Origin of the sequence: Bradyrhizobium sp. SZCCHNRI20481 (assembly GCF_032485055.1) — a bacterium.
Lineage (GTDB): Bacteria > Pseudomonadota > Alphaproteobacteria > Rhizobiales > Xanthobacteraceae > Bradyrhizobium.
The window spans coordinates 330,195-350,358 of sequence record NZ_JAUEUE010000005.1 but is presented as its reverse complement, the minus strand read 5'-3'; the positions used below and the strand labels follow the sequence as shown (position 1 = coordinate 350,358).

The following is a 20,164-nucleotide window of genomic DNA, read 5'->3' as shown; positions in this document are numbered from 1 at the left end:
TCGCGGCGGTCAGCGACCACCATGCACTCTGCGCCACCAGGTCCGACGCATTCAAGCAGACATACATGTCGATGCCGAGCGCAGGAGTCGCTTGGGATGTCGCCGCAGCCGCTTGGACGAACGCAAAGGACCTGCACAGTTGACGGCGCTCACGCGCCGCCTTGCCCGAAGGTCCAGACGGGAATGCCGAGGCGGCGAGCCTTGTCAGCGAGATTGCCTTGGATCCCGGAGCCCGGGAAGACCATGGCGCCGATCGGCAGCGTCGCCAGCATGGCGTCATTGCGCTTGAAGGGGGCGGCCTTATTGTGTCTTGTCCAATCGGGCTTGAACGCGATCTGCGGCACCTTGCGGTTCGATGCCCATTTGCTGGCGATCAGCTCGGCCCCCTTCGGCGAGCCGCCATGCAGGAGGACCATGTCGGGATGCTTGGCGTGGACCTTGTCGAGACGATCCCAGATGAGTGCGACGTCATTGAAGTCCGGTCCGCCGGTCAGCGCGATCTTGGGGCCTGGCGGCAGCATGACCTCCGTCTCAGCCCGATGCTTGGCAGCGAGGAAATCGCGGGAGTCGATCATGGCCGCCGTCAGCGTGCGATGGCTGACCTGCGATCCCGAGCGCGGCCGCCACGGCGATCGCGTATGGAGCTCGAAGGCCTCGGCGGCCAGATCGCGGAACAGCTCCATGGCGTTGCGACGCTCGACCAGTGACAGTCCTTCCGACGTCAGGCGCTCGAGCTCGACCGAGCGCACCTCCGAGCCGTTCTGCTCGCGCTGACTCGAGCGCTGCGCCTGCTCGTTGTCGTCGAGCTCGCGCTCGATGCGCATCGTGGCACGGTGGAACAGGTTGACCGTTGACCACAAGAGCTCCTTCAGCTCAGGCTCGAGGCGCGTCTCCGAGAGCGTCGCGACCAGGGCGTCGAAGATATCGGCGACCGCGCCGGCGATGACCCTGCCTTCAGGGAGCGGCCGAGGATCAGGCTCATCGTCGAAGGGGCGGTAGCCGTACAGCTGGAGTTCGGTCAGGGCGTTGTCGGTGCTCGACTGCGTATCGTGCGGCTCACGCATCTCGTCTTGCTGGTCGGACATGGGGACCTCGTCGATGTTCGGTGACCGCGTCGATCGCGGCCTTCCATGGCGATCTCCAAGACGGCGGGAGGACCGGACCAGAACCCGCTGATCCCTTCGAGCAGCGGGCCGGAGCGACAGCGGAGGATGGCGGTGTGCGCGGCTATTTTGCCTCGCGATGCAAAGGCCCGCCTGCGGGCCGGCGGAAAATAGCCACGCACCGCCATTGCCGGACCGGACCGCCTGCCGTCCGATCGCCTCTCAGAAGGCCCCGGCGCGGCTCTCTGACGCCCTGACGAGATCCTCTTGTCCCGACAATGTGCGGCGAGCGCCGAACGACTCTCCAGCGTCGAGCCGACGTTTAGGTCGCAGCCGCGCTCACGAAGCGCTCGGCATCTTCGGGCAGCAGCTGATGACGCAAGACGTCCAGGAGCTTGGCTGTCCCTAAAACGCGTAGGTCTTCGTTGAAGTCGTCCAGGTGAGGGCATAATGCGATCGCCTCGATACCGGCGTCCAGCGCGCGTGTCGTCAACGTCTCTGCCGCGGCGATACCAGCAGCATCAGCATCGACAGCGACGTAGATCCGGCGCAGCGTGGCCGGCCACAGCAGATTCGCCAGATGGTTGGCCGAGAGCGCAGCAGCAACCGGCAAGGTCGGCAGCACCGTCCGCAACGACAGCATGGTCTCGATGCCCTCGCCGGCCGCAAGCACGTCCTTGGCGGTCCCGAAGCGCACGGCATGCCCAAGCAGATCGCCCATCGCCCGCCGCGGCGTGTCGATTGGCGCCTTGCCAAGCCTGCGATCGTCGAAGCCATCGGGATCCAGCCAGGTGCGATGAACCCCGGTGATGCGCCCCTCGAGGTCCGTCACAGCGGCAATCAGCGCGGGCCATGTCTCGACATCGGAGGCATCGTCCGGCCGATAGTAGCAACGTGGATGAAAACGTAGACCATCAGTGCCTGCACGCGGGTCGATACCGCGATGAGCAAGATAGGCCTCGCCGCGCGTTCCAGACAGCGGCTGCCCCATCGCAAACAGCCGGCGAGCCGCTCTGGCGGAGTCGCGGGGGCGCACGGCATTCACAGCACCGACTGGAGGCTTGCGTTCCCAGTCCGGCAGCTTCAGAAAACGGCGCGCCTCCCCGGCAACCTCGTGAAAGCTGCTCAGGCCACAAACCGAGCCGATGACGTCGAGCAGATCGCCATGCTCCCCGGTCGCAGCATCCGTCCATTTGCCGGCCGGCCCCTTCGATGAGGCGTGCAATCGCACGAACAATGATCGGCCCGGCGTGTTGTTGACGTCACCGACCAACCAGTAACGTCCCTGACGTCTGCCGTTGGACAGATAGTGACGGCACACCGCCTCGGCCTCACGCGCAAGGCGGCGCGCCAGTTCAGACGCGTCGTCTGACATCACGACAGCTCCCGCCCGCGGACCTCAGCAATTGGAAACCGCTCCAGAACGCTGGCTAGGATCGCCGGGCCGCCTGCATCGGTCGGCACGAACATCCGCAGCCTCCACGAGATGATCTCGCTGAACAGCCCGTAGGCCCTGAGACAATCCCGTAAGCCCGCAGGGAAGCCCAAGAGCTCGATCCGGTTGGCGCCCATGACGCGCACCCTCCGCAGCTGCAAGCCCTCATGAAGATCGAGTACGTAGCCGTCACGCAGCACGGATGTGAACACGTCATCGGGAGCGAGCGAAGGTCGCTCGGTCGACGCTGCGGTGACCCAACTGAGTGGCACCTTGCGGCCGATGATACGCTCGCCCGCGTCGGTCTGGAGCCGGTAGACCCGCGCGGACTCCTGGGGGAGGCGCTTCCAGATCGGCAGTAGCAGCCCTGTGACGAGGTAGATCGTGGTGGTCGTGAACTCCGGAATGGATGCGAGCTCCGCACTCCAGCCGGCCTTGAACTGCTCGCGGTCTGCCTCGGCCCAATCATGCTCGGCCAGCCTGGCGAGCGGCAGAGTCTGGCGTCGCATCGGTCCGATCAGATGGACGCGCTGCTCGATCTCGCCATCGTCGAGCAACCAGCTCGGCGCCGGCACCTGGATCGCCGCTCGGCCCGAGCGGACATGGGTCACGGGAACAGCGCGGCGTTGTAGCAGCCGCTCCAAGGCCTCGTTCAGCGGCATCGGCCGGTTGCGGTCACGCTGGGCGATGGTGACGAGATGCGTCTCGGCACCTGTTGCCAGATGGGTGTTGATGGTGTGCCGCTCCATGACGACGAAGCTTTCTGCACGCAGCGTCTCCAGACCGGCATCGAAAGTCCCGGATGCGATCGCGCTCTCGATCCGCGCCGCGAGCAACTGCTCGAACACCGTGAACAGGATGTTCTGCAGCTCGATAGTCAGCGCCAGCAGCCGGTTCAGGAATGTCGTGATCGGCGGCAGCTGGTCGCGAAGGCCGTTCTCGTCCGTGAGCTTCAATCCCGTGGCCTGCTCGAACCGCTGCAGCGAGCAGCTCCCCAATTGCCCACGGGCGAGCAGCCCATAGAACTGACGCAGGGCATCGAGGGCGTGCGGGCCTTCGAGATTGTCCTCCGGCCGGAACAGTCCCTGTCCGCCGGTCTGGCGCTGGCCACGGGTGATCGCGCCCAACGTGTCGAGCCGGCGCGCGATCGTCGACAGGAAGCGCTTCTCGGCTTTCACGTCGGTGGCGATAGGGCGAAAGAGCGGTGGCTGCGCCTGGTTGGTGCGATTGGTCCGGCCAAGCCCCTGGATCGCGGCATCCGCCTTCCAGCCTGGCTCCAGTAGATAATGCACCCGCAGCCGCTTGTTCGTCGCCGAGAGCTCGGCGTGGTAGCTGCGGCCTGTGCCGCCGGCATCCGAGAACACCAGGATGCGCTTCCTATCATCCATGAACGCTGCGGCCTCAGCGAGGTTGGCAGAGGTCGCCCTCGTCTCGACCACCATCCGATCGCGGACGCGGACGATCCGTCTCGACCTGCCCGTGACCTCAGCGACCATGTCCGTGCTGAAGCGCTGAACGATCTGGTCGAGCGCACCCGGCACCGGGGCGAGCGAAGCGAGATGTTCGATCATCTGATCGCGGCGAGCGACCGCTTCGCGGCTCTCGACCGGCCGGCCATCGCGAGTGACCGGACGCGACAACAGATTGCCTTCGCCATCGGTGAACGGCTCGTAGAGCTGGACCGGGAAGGAATGGGCGAGATAATCGAGGACATATTCGCGCGGCGTGATGTCGACCTGGACGTCGCCCCACTCCTCGGTCGGGATATCGGCCAGCCGGCGCTCCATCAGGGCTTCACCTGTGGAGACGATCTGGACGACCGCGGCGTGGCCAGCATCGAGATCGCGCTTGATCGCCTGAATCAGCGTCGGCGTCTTCATCGAAGTCAGGAGGTGCCCGAAGAAGCGCTGCTTGGCCGACTCAAAGGCCGAGCGCGCGGCCGATTTGGCCTGGGCGTTCAGCGTGCCGGTTGCGCCGGTGATGTTGGCCGCCTGCATCGCGGCCTCGAGGTTGTTGTGAATGACCGCGAACGCCTCGGCATAGGCGTCATAGATCCTGACCTGCTCGTCCGTGAGCCGGTGCTCGAGCGGCTCGTATTCGACGCCCTCGAAGGACAGCGAGCGCGCCGCATAAAGCCCGAGGGCCTTGAGATCGCGCGCCATCACCTCCATGGCCGCGACGCCGCCCTGCTCGATCGCCGCCACGAAGTCCGCCCGCGTCGCAAACGGGAAATCCGCGCCGCCCCACAGTCCCAGCCTCTGGGCATAGGCCAGATTGTGAACGGTGGTCGCGCCTGTCGCCGAGACGTAGACGATGCGGGCATTGGGCAGCGCATGCTGCAACCGCAATCCGGCGCGGCCCTGCTGTGAAGCCGCCTGATCGCCCCGATCGCCCTTGTGGCCTGCAGCGTTCTGCATCGCATGGCTCTCGTCGAAGATGATCACGCCATCGAAATTCCGTCCCACCCAGTCGACGATCTGGCGCACGCGGGAAAGCTTCTCGGCCTTCTCGTCGGTCCGCAGCGTGGCGTAGGTCGTGAAAAGGATGGCCTCATCGAGCCGGATCGGCGCCCCCTGGCGGAAGCGCGACAGCGGCGTGACCTGAAGCCGCTCCATACCGAGCGCTGCCCAGTCGCGCTGCGCGTCCTCGATCAGCTTGTCGGACCTGCTGATCCAGACCGCCCGGCGCCGGCCCTTCAGCCAATTGTCGAGCAGGATGCCGGCGACCTGGCGACCTTTTCCGGCGCCCGTGCCATCACCGAGGAACCAGCCGCGCCGGAAGCGGACCGCCGTCTCCGTGTCCTCGCCGACCGCACGGACCTGGTCGAAGGTCTCGTCGACCGTCCAAAAGCCGGCGAGGAATCCACCATGCGCTTCGCCAGCAAAGATGAGACTCTCGAGCTGCGCGCCGGACAGCACGCCTTCGGTGACGATCCTGGCCGGAAGATGCGGCCGATAGGACGGCTTTGGCGGTGCGACGGAGGCCATCGCCGCCGACTGCACGAGCTTCGTAGGATGAGGCTGCACGCCCGGAATCCGGATCGACTGCAACTGATACGTCTCATAGAGCGCGTCAGTCAGACGAGTTCCTTCGTCGGAGACCTCATCCACGATGTCGTAGGCAAGCTCGCAGCCCTCAGGCTCACTGGAAGTCGGCAATGGAGAGGAGCATGCGGGATCCAGATCCCGTCTCGAACGAATTTTTGCACGCTGACCCACCTGAGCGACAAACCGGCTGGCCATCGGCGGCCGCGGTGGCACGAGCGCCGTGATCCAGCCGAGCAAGGTCCTGACATCAGGTGCCACCCCGGCAGATTGCGGAAACACACGAGCGTCCGGCGCTGGGCGCTTGTCGATCACGAGCATCCGTGTGGCGGTCGTCGTGCCCTGCCGCGCATAGACAGTGCCATCGATCGCCGCGGAGAACACCAGACGACCGCGCTCCTGCAGATGCACGAAGGCATCCGTCCAGGTCGGATTGTCGGGCGCAAGGCCGGCGGCCGTGATTGCGACCAGTCGCCCACCGTCTCCAAGACGTGCGAGGGCCGAAGACACATGGCGCAACGCCGTATCGGCCAGCGGACGGTCCACACTCGCGGTCGCCGAGAACGGGGGATTCATCAGAACCACGCTTGGAACGAAGGCCGCATCGAGATGATCATCAATCTGCGCGGCGTCGAAGCGGGTCACGGTCAGACCCGCGAACACCAGATCGAGCAAGGCTGCGCGACTTGCAGCGAGCTCATTGAGCAGAAGCGAGCCGCCAGCAAGCTCCGCAAAGACGGCCAGGATTCCTGTCCCCGCCGATGGCTCGAGCACCCGATCGGCCGAGGTCACTTGCGCCGCCGCGGCCGCAGCGAACGCCAATGGCAGCGGGGTCGAGAACTGCTGAAGACTCTGGCTCTCGAGTGAGCGCCTGGTGTGGCTCGGAAGTAGGGCCGCGACCTTTGCGACCATCGGCAGCATGGCCGGGGGAGTGCCTTTGCTGGCCTTGATCATCGCTGGACCGTGCTTGACGAGGAATAGGACAGAGGCGATCTCACAGGCGTCGTAGGCCGTCTTCCAATCCCAGCTTCCATCGGCGTCACTGGCGCCAAATGCGGTCTGCATGGCCAGGCGCAGGCACCTGGCATCGATCCGCTCGCCACGGGTAAGGCTTGGCAGCAGCAGCTCGGCTGCACGAAGGACGGCCTTGGCGCGCGCAAGCAGCGCGAAGGGCGCAGCCGGACAGTTCGTCTCGGTGATCATGTCGAGGAACCTTCAAGGAGAGCGGAACACGGAAGAGCTCCGCCGAACGCTCTCTCCGGTCCGGCGGACTCAATCGCGCTGCTCCGCCTCTCTCACTCTCGAGCTGCTCGACGAGACAGTGACCTCCATGAAAAAAGCCCGGCCGATCTGACCGGGCTTGCACTTCGGTTTCTTCAGGTTGGGATCGGCCGCGAAGGCAAGCTGATCATTCCGCGGCAACTATCTCCTCCACGTCGTCAGCGCCTTCCGTCGCCTCCTCATCCTCACTGAGGAACGCCGGCAGGCTAGCGGAATCGACGCCATCGGCCGCCTGCGTTACCTCGGCATCCGCGCCACGCAGCGGCTCGGGCAACCAGCGACTGCCTTCAAGCAACCGCTCGGCTTCACGCGCCATGTCCGGCTTCCTCAGATGCTCGATGAGCTGCGCCGACGCTTCGCCCTTCGCTTCTCGCACGGCCTGCAGGATGCGGTGCTTGGTGACGCGACCGAGATAGTTGGCGGCAGTTGGCTTCCAGCCGGCGCTGATCATGTCGAGCCCGACGGCGCGCGACAGATGGTCGGCCTGTTCGAGGCGCCCGCGGACGCCGTGGGCGGACAGGCGGCCTTGATGCACGCGGTTGGCCGGCTCAAAGATCGCGTTCACCGCTTGCGCGGCGCAATGGGCGAACAGCTCTGCCTGGGCCGCTCCGTCCATCGTCGTCAACGCTGCCCAGAGGTCCTTGTCGTTGGCCGGCAGCTTCGCCTTCCAGGCCGCATGACGCGCGGCGATCGCCTTTGCCGGAGCGCTGTCCTGCAGGCCCGGCGGCTGCGCCGGGAAGCTCGGGGTGCGCAGCGAGATCTCCAGGCAGTAGAAGACTGACCCGTAGGGATAGAAGGCCGCGAGCACGAAGGTGTGCAGCACCGCCTTGAAGGCGATGGATGGCTCTCGGCCGAGTGCCTCACGAAGGGCGAGCGTGCGATACGCCGAGAGCTCGCTGATCAACCGGTCGGGGAGCGGCCGCTCGACATCCTCCGCGTCGGCGGGCGCTTCCTGCTCGCCGTGACCGATGACGATTGTCGCCGCCGGCACCCCGCCCTCCATATCCGGAATGGCGGTCGCAGTGCCCCTGTCGTGACCAGCTTCGGTCTCCGGCTCATCTTCCGACACCACGGCCTCATCCTCGGGTCGGACGAAACCGCGGGCGACGCGCAGTCGGCCTTCCGAGTCGATGCTGACGAACGCGCCAGCGCGCGCCATCTCGGCTGCATCGAAGATCATCGGCCGCTCGTCAAACGACTGCAGCGCCGCCTCGATCTCACCGAGACGCTGATCGATATCCTCAGGCAGTTCATCGGCCTGACCGTGTTCGGCCTCGAGCCTGGCCTGCTCGGTCCGCAGCGATTCCATGGTCGCCCGCTCGTCGGCGGTGAGCTCTGCCGGCTGCCCGTGAAGCTCGCGCAAGCCATGAGTATGCCCGAAAGGGAAGTCGACGGCGGCCGCGATCCACTTCCAGCCCTCAAGGCCAATCCGCTCCGCTTCCGCCTTCAGCTTCTCCGCCACGAGCCGGTCCAACAGCGCGACATCGTGGAGCCAGCCGCCATCGTCGGCCTCGAACAGATCCCGCAGCACAGCGCCACCGGCCATCTCGTAGGCAGCCAGCCCTATGAACTGGACCCTGCGGTCGAACGCCCGAACCGTCTGCTCGGTGAGCTGCCGCCGGATCTGGTAGGGCGTATCGCCGCCGGAACGGCTGACCTTGTCCCAGACCTCCTGTTGGCGTGCATGATCCGACGTCACCGAAAACGCCATCAGCTGCTCCAGGGTCATGCCGTCGGCCGCGTAGACGTCCAGAAGCGCCGGCGAGACCGCGGCCAGCCGCAGCCGCTGCTTGACGACCGCAACGGTCACGAAGTGCCGCGCCGCGATCTCCTCCTCTCCCATGCCGCCGTCACGCAGGGCCTGGAACGCCTGAAATTGATCCAGGGGATGCAGGCCGACACGCTGGTCATTCTCGGCGAGCGAGTCGTCCAGGGCCGAACCGGAATCGCGCACCACGCAAGGCACAGCCTGCGTTTTCGCCATTCGCTTCTGCTTCACCAGGAGCTCCAGCGCCCGGTAGCGCCTGCCGCCCGCGGGCACTTCGAACATCCCGGTCTCCCTGCCCTCGGCATCGAGGACAGCCCGAACGTTCAGGCTTTGCAGCAGCGTCCGCTCGGCGATGCTCTCGGCCAGTTGCTCGATCGAAACGCCGCCCTTGATCCGGCGCACGTTGGACTGGCTGAGCACGAGCTTGTTGAAAGGAATGTCGCGCGATGGCGACAGCGTGATCTTGTGAGCGGCCTTGGTCATGTCTTCGTTCTCCACGACGGGCGGCCCGGAGCCTCTCTCTCAGGCCTTCAACCCGTCGCAGAGCACCTCTCGCCCTCTCCCTCTCCTCTGTTCGCCCAAGCGTGCAGGCTTCACGCGGGTACGCGATCCGGAGCGCTTGGCTGGGCGAGGCCAGCAGCACTCGGTGCAAAGCCGAGGAGATAGTCAGCCACGCGGCTCGCCTGGCTTGCCGCCCGGACAATGGCGCGACTATCCTCGCGCAGGACGTCGAGCCAGAAGCCGAGATAGTCGGCATGGCGCACGGTCGGCACGATGCCGAGCGCGGCGCAGCTGAAGGCGGCTGCGATCTCGGCGATCAGCTCCTCGAAGGCGTATTTGCGGCTGCCGAACCGACCCGAGAGATCCCGATTCAGCCGCGAGGCATGACCGCTCGCATGGGCGAGCTCATGCAAAGCGGTGCGGTACCAGTTGATCGGCTCGAAGAACGCCGCTGGCAGTGGCACCTGCACGAAATCTTCGACTGGCGCATAGAACGCACGATCACCCCCGATCCGGAAGTCGACGCCGCTGTTGACAATCAGGGTCTCGACCACAGGCTCCATGACACCCGGCGGCGGAAGCGGTGCCACGGTTGCGATATCATCTGGCAGACCATCGCATTGGTCGGTGTTGAATACAGTAAACCGCTTCAGGAACGGAATGGCTTGCGCCTCCTCGCCGACCTCGCGGGCACGTTGCCGTTCATCCGATGGCACAAAGCGGTCGGCGTAGACGACAGAGACGCCGCGCTCGCCCTTGCGGACATGACCGCCGAGCGAGAGAGCTTGCCGGAAGGTCAACCAGCTCTGGCCCGTCAACCCGCGCTCGATGACTGCCCCCCAGAGGATGAGAACGTTGATCCCCGAGTACGGCCGACCCGTAGCCCCATTCCGTGGCAAGGCCAGCTGAGCCTTCGCCGCTTGCGTCCCCCATGGCCGAACCCAGGGCACCCGGCCAGCCTCCAGCTCACCGATGATCTTGCTCGTGATCTCCTCATAGAGGCTCGCCCGGCTCTCGCCGGCGCGCGCACCAAGTCTCCGTCCCTGCATCGCGGATCTCCGCGACGGGCGCGGCGGAACCCTCTCGCCACTTCCAACCCGTCACGGCCAACCCGGCCTGCACTCTTGCTCTCAACGAGCTTCACGCCCATCCAGGGCGGACGGCCCATGAATTCCCTCCGGAGCTTCCGGGAGGACATCGCCGTTTGACGTCCACCGGGATGGTGAGCTGTACACGCGTATTGCCTCCCTGGGGACAGCATCGCATCCTTAAGCGGCCTGTTCCTCCGCCAGCGGGCCCTCACTTTCGCGCTTCCTGTTGATCAGATTGAGCAGCTGGCCGGCAGCCTTCGCATCGCAGAGTGCGCGATGATGGCTCTCGAGTTCGATGTCATAGATCTGGCACAGATTTCCGAGCCCGTAGGACTTATGGCCGGGATATCGCCGTCGCATTCCGGCGCAGGTGCAAAGCTTTGGAAAGCGGAACTTTCGATCGAGACGGCTGAACTCGTAAGCGATAAAGCCATAGTCGAAATTGACGTTGTGCGCGACGAAGACGCCGTCACCCATGAATTCGAGAAAGCTGTCCGCAACAGATGCGAAAACCGGAGCATCGCGAACCATCTCGTTTGTGATGCCCGTGAGCCGGGTGATATTTGCCGGAATGGGACGCTGAGGATTGAGCAGGGAGTGCCACTCATCGACAACCTGATGATTGCGGATCTTGACCGCGCCAATCTCGGTTATGCGGTCGCCAGAGGCCCAGCTCCCGGTCGTCTCGATATCGACAACAATGTAATCCTGCCCGGGGTCGAAGCAAAACTCGACCCTGCAGATCTCTGCCTGGAGCCCGGCTGATTGCAGTTGCCGCAGGCGTGTGAGCTGGTTGCGGCGGATGACGTCACCCTCTGCCTTGATCTCCACGAATGAGACCGCGCCATCGCGAAGCAGCATCAGATCAGGGAATCCGTCGCGCATCGCACGAAAATCCTCGCACATCGCGTGCAAGATCGCGGCAACGCCGTGAGGGCTGGCGTGATCGAGAAGCGTACGGACGGCCTCGATCTGAAAGCGATCCCAATTGAAGATGCCGTTGGGCCGCCCCCAGTGCGCAGCGAGCGCACGCAGGATCAGCGGAAGGGCATCACCCGATCGGACGGCGGCAAGCTTCACGTCCACCTGGGCCTTGAACAATCGGATGAACATGCGGTCTTTGAGACATTGCGGGACCCAGTCGAAGCCGCTGTGCAATTGACCGGATTCGAACAGCTCATCCCAGAACAGAAGGCCGAACAGGGTGTGCCACAATGCGTTCTCGGCAAAGTACACCTGACTGCCCTGACGGCGCATGACCCCAGCGACACCGGCCTCCGGGTTGCCCCGATGTGTGTCGTCGACCGCGACGACGCGCCCCGAGCGCAGGAGCTGCGTGCAAAGCCCCGTTCGCTGACCGCCAAACTTGCGCGCATAGAAGTCAACCGCAAAAACGTGCTCTTCGTCGCTCGCCGGATCATCAATGATCTGGCGCAGAAGCGTTTCAGATTCGCCTTTCGCGCCCAGACTGTAGTGAAGGCGCACGAGGCGCTCGCGGCATTCGGGGGACGAACCGGCACGATAAAGTTGAAGCGCGAGCGCAGTATCGGCGCCCTTCTCGAAGAACTGGCCAAGCTTGAAGGCCGCGCGGCTTCTCAGATCCTGAGCGTAATCTGTCGGACCTGGCGGTCCGCCGAGCAGGTCGACCACTCCCTGGCGATAGATCGCCTCGGCTTCGGTCTCGAGTTGGTCGAGCAGGCTACTATAGTGAAAGCAGGCGTGGGCTTCATCGCCATCCGCAAAGCGTGCACTGAACGAGGTCGCACTGTTGGTGCGCATGATGCCGAGATCGCGTAGCGCGAAGGTCTTGAGATCCCGCTCCGTCTTGCCAAAATAGAGATAGAGCAGAAATTCGATCGGCCTCGTGTTGTGAAGCGCGATGAAGTTTTTCCCGCCACAATGCTGAGCAGCGACCTCAAAAGGAACATTGGCGAGAAAGTATTCGATGAGCTTGGACTTCGACCAGGATTTACGAATATCGGATCTTCCGGATGCATGCGCCGCCGTCACAAGGGTGTCTTTGGGCAAGCATGTTACGAAAGCGGCGTAATCGTCGACCTGCAGAACACGAGCATGGGCGCTGGCAAGCAGATGCCGAGCCGCGGCTTCAACATCTGCAATCTCTGGATATTTGAAGAGCGTGCGATTGAACATCGCTCCCCGCCGATTGACCATGCGGACAAGAAGGCATTGTGCATCCCTGGGAAGACCGTCAAATTGCTCGATGAAGACATGGTGCTCCGGGGTCAGGACAGCACCGTAAGTCTTCTTCACGAAGCCGAGCATCTCCGTGAAATGATCGAGATAGTAATAGACAGGAAGAACTTGCGGCTTCATCCGGGGCGCTCTTTTCATGCCTTCTGTTGCGCAGCGTAGCGCGGTTCAGCCCTTCAGGCCTTCTGAGGTGAGGGTGGGCATTGGGCTCTCTTGACGGTGCGGCCACCCCGTTCTATTTTTGTTCTTTCCTGCCCCGATTTGTCAAGTGAGTGCCGCTTGAGCCCTCGCCATCATCAGGCGAATGCGCGCCCCTCCTGATCGACGGACTCATCGAGGAATCTGCATTGGAATGACTAAAAGGCGCGCTCGATTTTCATCTCGAGGCGAGCCAAGCACGACCCCTATTCGAAGGATCGTGAGCTTCCGCAGAGATATGACTCTTTCCCACTCGTTCCCGATGATCCCGCCGCTCGTGATGATTCTCATCGATTCTTGCGAAATCGCGATCACCAGACATAGCGCATGGAGGCTCTACCGGAATAGGAACGTGTGGTGCTCGAGAACTCTCCATCGAGGGTGGCAGCCGCGGACCAGCCATTGCTCCAATGTCGTTCGAGACCCAGAGTGGTCAACGCAGCGTCCGGCGCCGGCTGCGCGCCGCTGACGGTAAAGCTTGCCCCCGGCAGCGATTGGAAAGTTGCAGCGACGCTGCGATCCGAATTGAAGTCATGAGCCCACGCGATACGGCCTCGCCAGTTGAGCACGCCATCCTTGTCCCCCAAGGACAAGCCGGTCCGAAGTCCTATTTCGGTCCGATAATCTGTCACCCGCTTGGCGGAATAGCTCAGGGCGAATACCGGGGCGCCGGCGACGGACTGCTCGGCGTATTGGGGCAGATCAAGCTGGGCGGCCTGCCCTGCCGCATAGGGCGTCAGACCGAAATTGCGGATCAAGGGCACCGACAGGCGATAGCCGGCTTCAACGCGTCCGGAATAGGCGTTCGCTTTGAACGACGCCTTCAACCGATCGACACCGGCTATGGTGCGATCTGTCGTTACATCCTGCCAACCGTAAGCCAAGGCTGCGCTCAGATAGGCCGGCCCTTGGACGTGTCGAACATAGGCGCCAGCCTGAAACAGATCAGATCTCCCTGTTCCGAGGGCGTTGACACTAAAACCTGTGCCGCCACCCGCGAGAGCAAATCCCGCGACCGTGGCCGGCGTCAACAAATAGTCTGCCCCGACCGCAGTGCCGTAGATGCGGCTGGTGGAGCGAGCTGATCCGGCTCCGGCGCTTCCATCCGTCGACTGCGACCCGCCAAATCCGTCAACCCAAACACTCCAGCGCGGCTCGAGCGATTCTGGCTGCCTGCTCATCGACGCAAACGCGTTCCCCGCCGGCCGGCTCGGTGTCCTGTCAGCCTCGGCATAGGCCAGCGGGGCAACTTCGCCAACGCCGTCGCGCCCGGCCTGACCGTGATCCCCGAGCAGGCTGACAAACTGCCCCATCGCATTGAACGTGGCCTGCTGCGGAGCTGACGCGAGCTCTCCCGATACTTGGGTCAGTCCCGAGGGCGAAAGTGTGCCAAACACGAGCGGAATACTGCCCGTCGTATCGAAGAACCGCGTCAGTGCGTTGGCAACATTCCGCTGGTTCGCGGACAGGCCGCCACCGTAGTTCGGCGCGCTTGCCGGAACGAAATCAAGCGATAGGTCGAGATAAGCAGCATTTGCGTCATAGCTGAGGGCGGATTTGAAACCAGCCGGGAGATTGGTATTCGCCAAGGAGGCAAACGTCCCGCTGACGCCGCCACCGGCGGTCAAGATCGTATAGCGCTTGGCGACGTAGCTGCCCGCAGCAAAGATTGCCTCGACCGTTGCCCCGCCCGCCGTCATCGTGCCGCTGATACTGGCGAAACTCGAGGCTGTCGGATTGAGCTGAATGAGATAGATCGCGCCAGATTGAAATGCGAGATTCCCCACGATCGCCATCGAACTCCCGGCTGTACCATTTCCGGGCGCGAGGACGGTGCCACTATTGATGCTGACCGTCAGGGGATCAATTGTCCCGGTGCCGGTTATCATCCCGGAATTCAGGTTGACTGCCGACGTCCCGGTGAGCGCGCCGTCCACCTGGAAAACGCCGCCGTTGATATTCGTTGCTCCGGTGTAGCTGGCCGTCCCCGCGAGGACGAACGTACCCGAGCCCGTTTTCGTGAGACCGCCGGCACCGCTGAGATCGAGGTTTGCAGTGCCGGATTGAACGACAAAGTCTGTATTGGATGCGATCACACCATTTCTGACCAACCCACCCGTCAGAAAGACACCTCCATTTTGCGTCTGAGTGGTCCCGCCAAGGTCGAGGATTCCGCCTGCGACCGTCGTTGATCCGCTAGCCGCACCGAGCGTACCGCTGCCCGAAAGCCGCAAGGTCCCCGCGTTGACAACCGTTCCCCCGGTGTAGGCGTTGGCAGCAGCCAGCACCATCGTTCCGACGCCGTCGAACACCACCGTTCCAGCAGAACCTCCATCCGAGATCGTCCCCTGGATGGTCTGCGTCGTGCCTGCCGGCGCCGCAAAATGTCCACTCCCCGTGAGCTGAATCGCATTGCCGATTGCAAAGTCGGCCGTGTTCGCGAAAGAGAGGCTCGTTCCGTTCGCCATATTGAGCGTGCCGCTGCCCAAGGCGTTGTTGTTGGCAATGACCAAGGAGCCGGCGTTCAGCTGGGTTCCTCCTGAATAGGTGTTGTTGCCGGACAAGATCAGCGCGCCACCTCCAACCTTCGTCAGACTGCCACCGGCCCCCGATATGACACCCGAAACCTCGGTGTCCGTATTCGACAGTCCGGTCGCCAAGGTTTTCGAGCCGAGAATAAAGTTGCCGGCGCCAGCAATTGATCCAACGCTTATCCCGCTGGATGTCAGCCCAGAAATGTCGACAGAGCCGCCGAGATTGGTCACGAGCTGAGCGGTGCCGCCGCTACTGGTGTCGGTAAAGCGCGTGACTCCGAAGGCGCCCGTGGTGATGACCGCGTCACCCGCCGTCGCCGAATTGGCAAACTGGAGCGTACCTAGATTGCCAGAGATTCCTGACACCATGAAGCTCGGGCGATTGCCGGACTGATCGTCAATCCCTGCCCCGCTGATCACCAGCGACGCGGCGCCGCCGGAATTGCCCGTCACGTTGAATGTATAGGCCGGTGCGCCGCTCAGAAAGCTCAAACCAGCCACCTGCGTTGCCTGCCTGACGTCGATTGCGGTGACAGTCGAGGCGCCGAACCGGGCGGTGTCTGTCGCAAGGGGGACCGATCCGACAGTCCAATTCGCTGCCGTGTTCCAATCGGAATTGATGGGTGTGGCAAGCCATCCGGGCGCGACGGAAACCACCGTCCGCGTCGCCGTAGCCACATCGTTCCAGTTGAACGTTGCCGTGGGATTGGTGCTCAGCCACATCTGAATCTGTTGCTGACTGGGCGTAGACCAATTCACCCAGATCCGCTCGAAATTCAGCTGCAGCAAGACATCGTAGGTGCCAAACCCGGGAACAACGTCCGGGACGGAGAAAATCACGCGACACTCCGCCGGCGTACAGTTCGTCCCAGACAAGCTCCCCAACGTGTAGTGAGCGGTCCCCAGCACGCCTCCTGCATCGATCGTGATATTCGCCCCGACCACATTGAACGTGGACGGCGAGCCAGCTGATACCGGAATGACGAAATTGGCCGGGTTGATCAGAAACTGCCCGCCGCCGCGCGAGGACGTAAAATCGAACTGCCAAAGATCGGTCGCCAAAGCTGGAAACGCTGGACAACAACCCAACGCGACCGCGATCGTTACGCGAGACAACACCTGACGCATGAACCACCCCCAGATACCAAATTATCTGAGGTTACAATTCGTGTCATCATGTTACCGGAGGTTTCCAACAATCCACCTGCTCTGCCGACCCGGCCAGCCGACGAGCCGTAACCGGCATGAGTCCCCCACCTGGGCATCGCGCGACTGAGCTGCGATAGATCCTGGCATGAACTGCTTTTTGGAGGTGGACTATGTCAGAAGCCATGCATGAAGCCATGCTTGATGCCAGGCAGGAAGGCGGCTGCTATCGTCGCATCGAGGTGATCACGGGGCATCGTCGGCGACGGCAGTGGACGGCTGAGGAGAAGGCTCGGATCGTGGCGGAGAGCTTCGAGGAAGGGGCCAATATCTCCGAGGTCGCTCGGCGCCATGGCGTTGTCCGTGGGCTGCTCACGGTTTGGCGGCACAAGTTTGCGACGGCAGCGGTCCCTCAGGCACCAGGCTTCGTGCCGGTCCGGATCACTTCCGAGAGCGGTCAGGCGACGGCAGACGAGCCGGACCGGCTGGCTTCTACGCATAAGGAGGTGCCGCTGCAGATGGCACTGCCCCCAGGCAAGCCTGGCGGGGTGATCGAGATCGAGGTGAGAGGGGCACGCATCCGGGTTGAGCCGGGAGTGGAGCTGGCGACGCTTTCCACGGTGCTATTGGCGCTTCGGGGCATCCGTTGATTGCCTTACGGCCCGACCTCAAGGTGGTGCTGGCGGCACAGCCAGTCGACTTTCGTAAGTCGGTGCACACGCTGTCGGCGTTGGTGAGCGAAGCACTGCGCGCGAACCCATATTGCGGCGACGTCTTCGTGTTCCGCAGCAAGCGCGCGGACAGAGTGAAGCTTCTGGCATGGGATGGCAGCGGTATGGTTCTGGTGACGAAGTGGTTGCACCAGGGACACTTCACTTGGCCGCCAATCCGCGACGGAGTGGTGCATCTGAGCGCCACACAACTCGCGATGCTACTCGACGGGCTCGAGTGGACGCGTGTTTCACCCAAGCCTGTGAAGCAGCCGGCCGTTGTCGGCTGAGAGGCAACGATTTTGCTGTAGCCTGTGATGCGTGGATATATCGTTCGATCATGGCGATTCGCCCCGAAGCTCTCCCGACCGACGCAGCGGCTCTGACCGAGATGGCGCTCGCGCTCGACGCCCAGAACGAGAAGCTGCGTGTGGCGATGCAGACGCTCAAGGAGATGATCTTCGGCAAGCGCTCGGAGCGGCTGGCGGCGATCGTGGCCGAGCAGCTCGCGCTCGAACTGGACGATCTCGCGACCGGCGTCACACCACCTGCGCCAGCCAACGACGATGTGCCTGCGACGAAGCCGGCTGGGAAGCCGTGCAAGAAGGCAAGGCGCAACATCGGCGCGCTGCCCAAGCATCTGCCGCGCTGCGAGCAGGTGCTCGAGCCGGACACGACAGCGTGTCCGTGCTGCCAGGACGTTCTGCACCGGATCGGCGAGGACGTGAGCGAGGTGCTGGACGTAATTCCGGCGATCCTGCGCGTGCTACGCACGATCCGTCCCAAATATGGCTGCCGCGGCTGCACTGACTGAGTGGTCCAGGCGAAGGTGCTGCCGCGTCTGATCGAGGGCGGCATGGCCTCGACGGCGCTGGTGACCCACGTGGTGGTGTCGAAGTTTGCCTGGTATCTGCCGCTGTACCGGCAGGTGCAGATCCTGGCCGGTCAGGGCATTCATCTCGACCGCGCAACGCTTGCCGGCTGGGTGAAGCGTGCGGCATGGTGGCTCAAGAGCCTTTACGAGCTTCAGCTGCGGACGATCCAGGCTTCGCCGCGGCTGTTCTGCGACGAGACGCCGATGCCGGTGCTCGATCCCGGACGACATCGCACCCGTATCTACCAGTTCTGGGCGCATGCGATGGATGATCGCCCATGGGGCGGCCCATCGCCGCCGGCGGTCGCCTATGTGTTTGCCGATGGCCGCGGCACCAAGGAGATCGCCGGGCAGCTGACCAGCTTCTCGGGCATTCTGCAGGTGGATGGCTATGCCGCCTACAAAGCGCTCGCCCGCGGTCATGGCGGTGCGATCCAACTGGCTTTTTGTCTCGCCCATGCCCGACGCAAATTCGTCGAGGTGTACAAGACGATGCAGTCGCCGTTCGCTCGCGAAGTGATCGAGCGCCTGCAGGCAGTCTACGCCATCGAGGCCGAGATCCGCGGCAGCGGCGCCGAACAGCGGCTTGCGGCCCGCCGCACCAGGACCGCACCATTGATGGAGGCGCTCAGGACACGGCTGACGGCAATGGTCGGCCAGCAGTTCTCCCAGTCGAAGCTGGTGGAGGCCATCAACTATGCGCTCAATCACTGGGACGGGCTGACGCTGTTTCTCCGCGACGGCCGCGTCGAGGTCGATACCAATACGGTCGAGCGTTCCATGCGCCCGATTGCAATGGGCCGCCGCAACTCATTGTTCAGCGGCAGCGAAGGCGGCGCCGAGAGCTGGGCGATCCTGGCCTCGCTCGTCAACACGGCAAAGCTCCACGAACTCGATCCGCAGGCCTATCTGGCCGACGTGCTGGAGCGCATCGTTTCCGGGCGGACTAAAAGCCACCAGTTGCACGAACTGCTGGCCTGGAACTGGAAGGCTGCCCACGCACGCACCGCGCAGGTGGCCGCATGAGCCGGCGTCGCCATTCGGCTTCGTCCTCGACCACGGCCGCCACCATGTCGCTCGCGGAACTCGATCGATGGCTGCAGGACCGCGCCGAGCGGCGTCCTGTCGTCATCAGCCTGCCGATGCTGGACGGCTACGTTGCCGCGATCGTGGCCGGGCCGGTGTCGATCAGTCCGCTCGATTGGATCTGTCCACTACTTGCCATCGACGCCGACGCCTTCAACCACGGCGGCACGGCGGAGTTCGCGGCGATCTCCGCCGTCGTGCAGCGCCACAACGCCATCAGCAATACCCTCTCGACCAACCCGAAGCAGTTCGAGCCGATCCATCCGCGCAAGCCGAACGGCGACGTCGATGCGCGTCCCTGGTGCCGGGGATTCCACGCCGTCATGCAGCCGCGACTACCGGCTTGGGCACCACTGCTCGACGCCCGCAACATTAACCACGGCCTGCTGCTACCCATCCTGCTGCACTGTGTTGACGATCAGGGCCGTCCGCTGCTCGGACCGGCAAGGAAAGGCCGGGAGACCAAGGAATTTCTGCGCAACGCCCATACCGATATCCCGGCGGTTGTCGAAGCCATGCGCCAGTACTGGATGCCGACCCGCTACGCCCGTACTGGCTGATTGCTGCCTACGTGGACGCTCATGCCGGTTACTTACATTCCGCATGTCTCGAGGTGAATATCCGGGCAATTTCCGGGCCGCGGGACGGTCAGGATTCGCGGGCAGACCCGGCGTCGATCAATCGCTCAGTTTCATCCTCCCATGACTGCGATGGGATGGATCAAGGCCGCTGTGTTGCGCTCCCTGGCAAGTACCTCGAGCCGCAGTATGAGGGAGACCAATGCACTGGTCGACGGGCCATTGAACATGGCATGTGCGGATTTGCGATACGTTCCGCCTTACTTATTCTGTCGAACGGCCAGCAACTTGGTGTGCATTGGCGCGCCAGTCGCTTCCGGGGTGGGCAGAGGCGCGCCTTGGAGGGGCGCAGAGGCCTTGCAACTTGTGATGGCTTCAGGCAAATTATTCTACCTGGGGCGACACCGCCGCCAGCGCCACAACGAGGGACTATAGCCATGAATACGAGGATGATGGTATTGGCCGTAGGGGTGCTTGCCACTCTCGCGACCGGCGGAAAAGCGTTGGCAGTAAATTGCAAGCTTAATGCACCGGAGAAGGAGTGTTGCGCTGATATTTTTTGCGACGGCCAACGCTTGCGTGTAAATATATCAGAACGGGA

10 protein-coding genes and 1 pseudogene are annotated in these 20,164 nt (G+C 63.6%); 4 read left to right on the top strand and 7 right to left on the bottom strand.

The features are described 5' to 3' along the window. Nucleotides 1-149: 149 nt before the first annotated feature. The 7 genes from QX132_RS10450 to QX132_RS10420 all read right to left on the bottom strand — a co-directional run bounded on the left by QX132_RS10450 (nt 150) and on the right by QX132_RS10420 (nt 16,297). Nucleotides 150-1,085, bottom strand: coding sequence for a DUF2493 domain-containing protein (locus QX132_RS10450; protein WP_316161011.1), 936 nt, complete (start codon nt 1,083-1,085; stop codon nt 150-152). 340 nt (nt 1,086-1,425) lie between these two features. Continuing rightward, nucleotides 1,426-2,478 carry a toprim domain-containing protein gene (locus tag QX132_RS10445; RefSeq protein ID WP_316161009.1) on the bottom strand — a complete coding sequence of 351 codons (1,053 nt, stop codon included), beginning with the start codon at nt 2,476-2,478 and terminating at the stop codon, nt 1,426-1,428. Further along, entirely contained in the window at nt 2,478-6,785 is a 4,308-nt protein-coding gene (locus tag QX132_RS10440; protein WP_316161007.1) for a strawberry notch-like NTP hydrolase domain-containing protein, read from the bottom strand. Before QX132_RS10440 ends, QX132_RS10445 begins: the two co-directional genes overlap by 1 nt. Before the next feature lie 205 nt (nt 6,786-6,990). Beyond that, nucleotides 6,991-9,114, bottom strand: coding sequence for a ParB/RepB/Spo0J family partition protein (locus tag QX132_RS10435; RefSeq protein WP_316161006.1), 2,124 nt, complete (start codon nt 9,112-9,114; stop codon nt 6,991-6,993). 110 nt (nt 9,115-9,224) lie between these two features. Further along, entirely contained in the window at nt 9,225-10,181 is a 957-nt protein-coding gene (locus QX132_RS10430; RefSeq protein WP_315773815.1) for an ArdC family protein, read from the bottom strand. A gap of 219 nt (nt 10,182-10,400) precedes the next feature. Then, the gene (locus QX132_RS10425; RefSeq protein WP_316161005.1) at nt 10,401-12,560 is read right to left on the bottom strand and encodes an exonuclease domain-containing protein; all 2,160 of its coding nucleotides are present in this window, start codon (nt 12,558-12,560) and stop codon (nt 10,401-10,403) included. A 386-nt stretch (nt 12,561-12,946) separates the two neighbouring features. Then, nucleotides 12,947-16,297, bottom strand: coding sequence for an autotransporter domain-containing protein (locus QX132_RS10420; RefSeq protein WP_316161004.1), 3,351 nt, complete (start codon nt 16,295-16,297; stop codon nt 12,947-12,949). A gap of 191 nt (nt 16,298-16,488) precedes the next feature. Here QX132_RS10420 and tnpA point away from each other — a divergent pair, with 191 nt between their 5' ends. The 4 genes and pseudogenes from tnpA (at nt 16,489) to QX132_RS10400 (ending at nt 19,545) form a co-directional block, all read left to right on the top strand. Continuing rightward, entirely contained in the window at nt 16,489-16,965 is a 477-nt protein-coding gene (tnpA, locus tag QX132_RS10415; RefSeq protein ID WP_410052854.1) for an IS66-like element accessory protein TnpA, read from the top strand. Continuing rightward, on the top strand, nt 16,962-17,315 hold the full coding sequence (gene tnpB / locus QX132_RS10410) for an IS66 family insertion sequence element accessory protein TnpB (protein ID WP_315773810.1): 354 nt from the start codon (nt 16,962-16,964) through the stop codon (nt 17,313-17,315). The genes tnpA and tnpB overlap by 4 nt, the downstream gene beginning before the upstream one ends. Nucleotides 17,316-17,365: 50 nt before the next feature. Beyond that, nucleotides 17,366-18,925 (top strand): annotated as a pseudogene (tnpC, locus tag QX132_RS10405) (IS66 family transposase). Further along, nucleotides 18,922-19,545, top strand: a complete 624-nt coding sequence (locus QX132_RS10400) for a UPF0149 family protein (RefSeq protein WP_316161003.1) — start codon at nt 18,922-18,924, stop codon at nt 19,543-19,545. The pseudogene tnpC and the gene QX132_RS10400 overlap by 4 nt, the downstream one beginning before the upstream one ends. Nucleotides 19,546-20,164 lie beyond the last annotated feature (619 nt).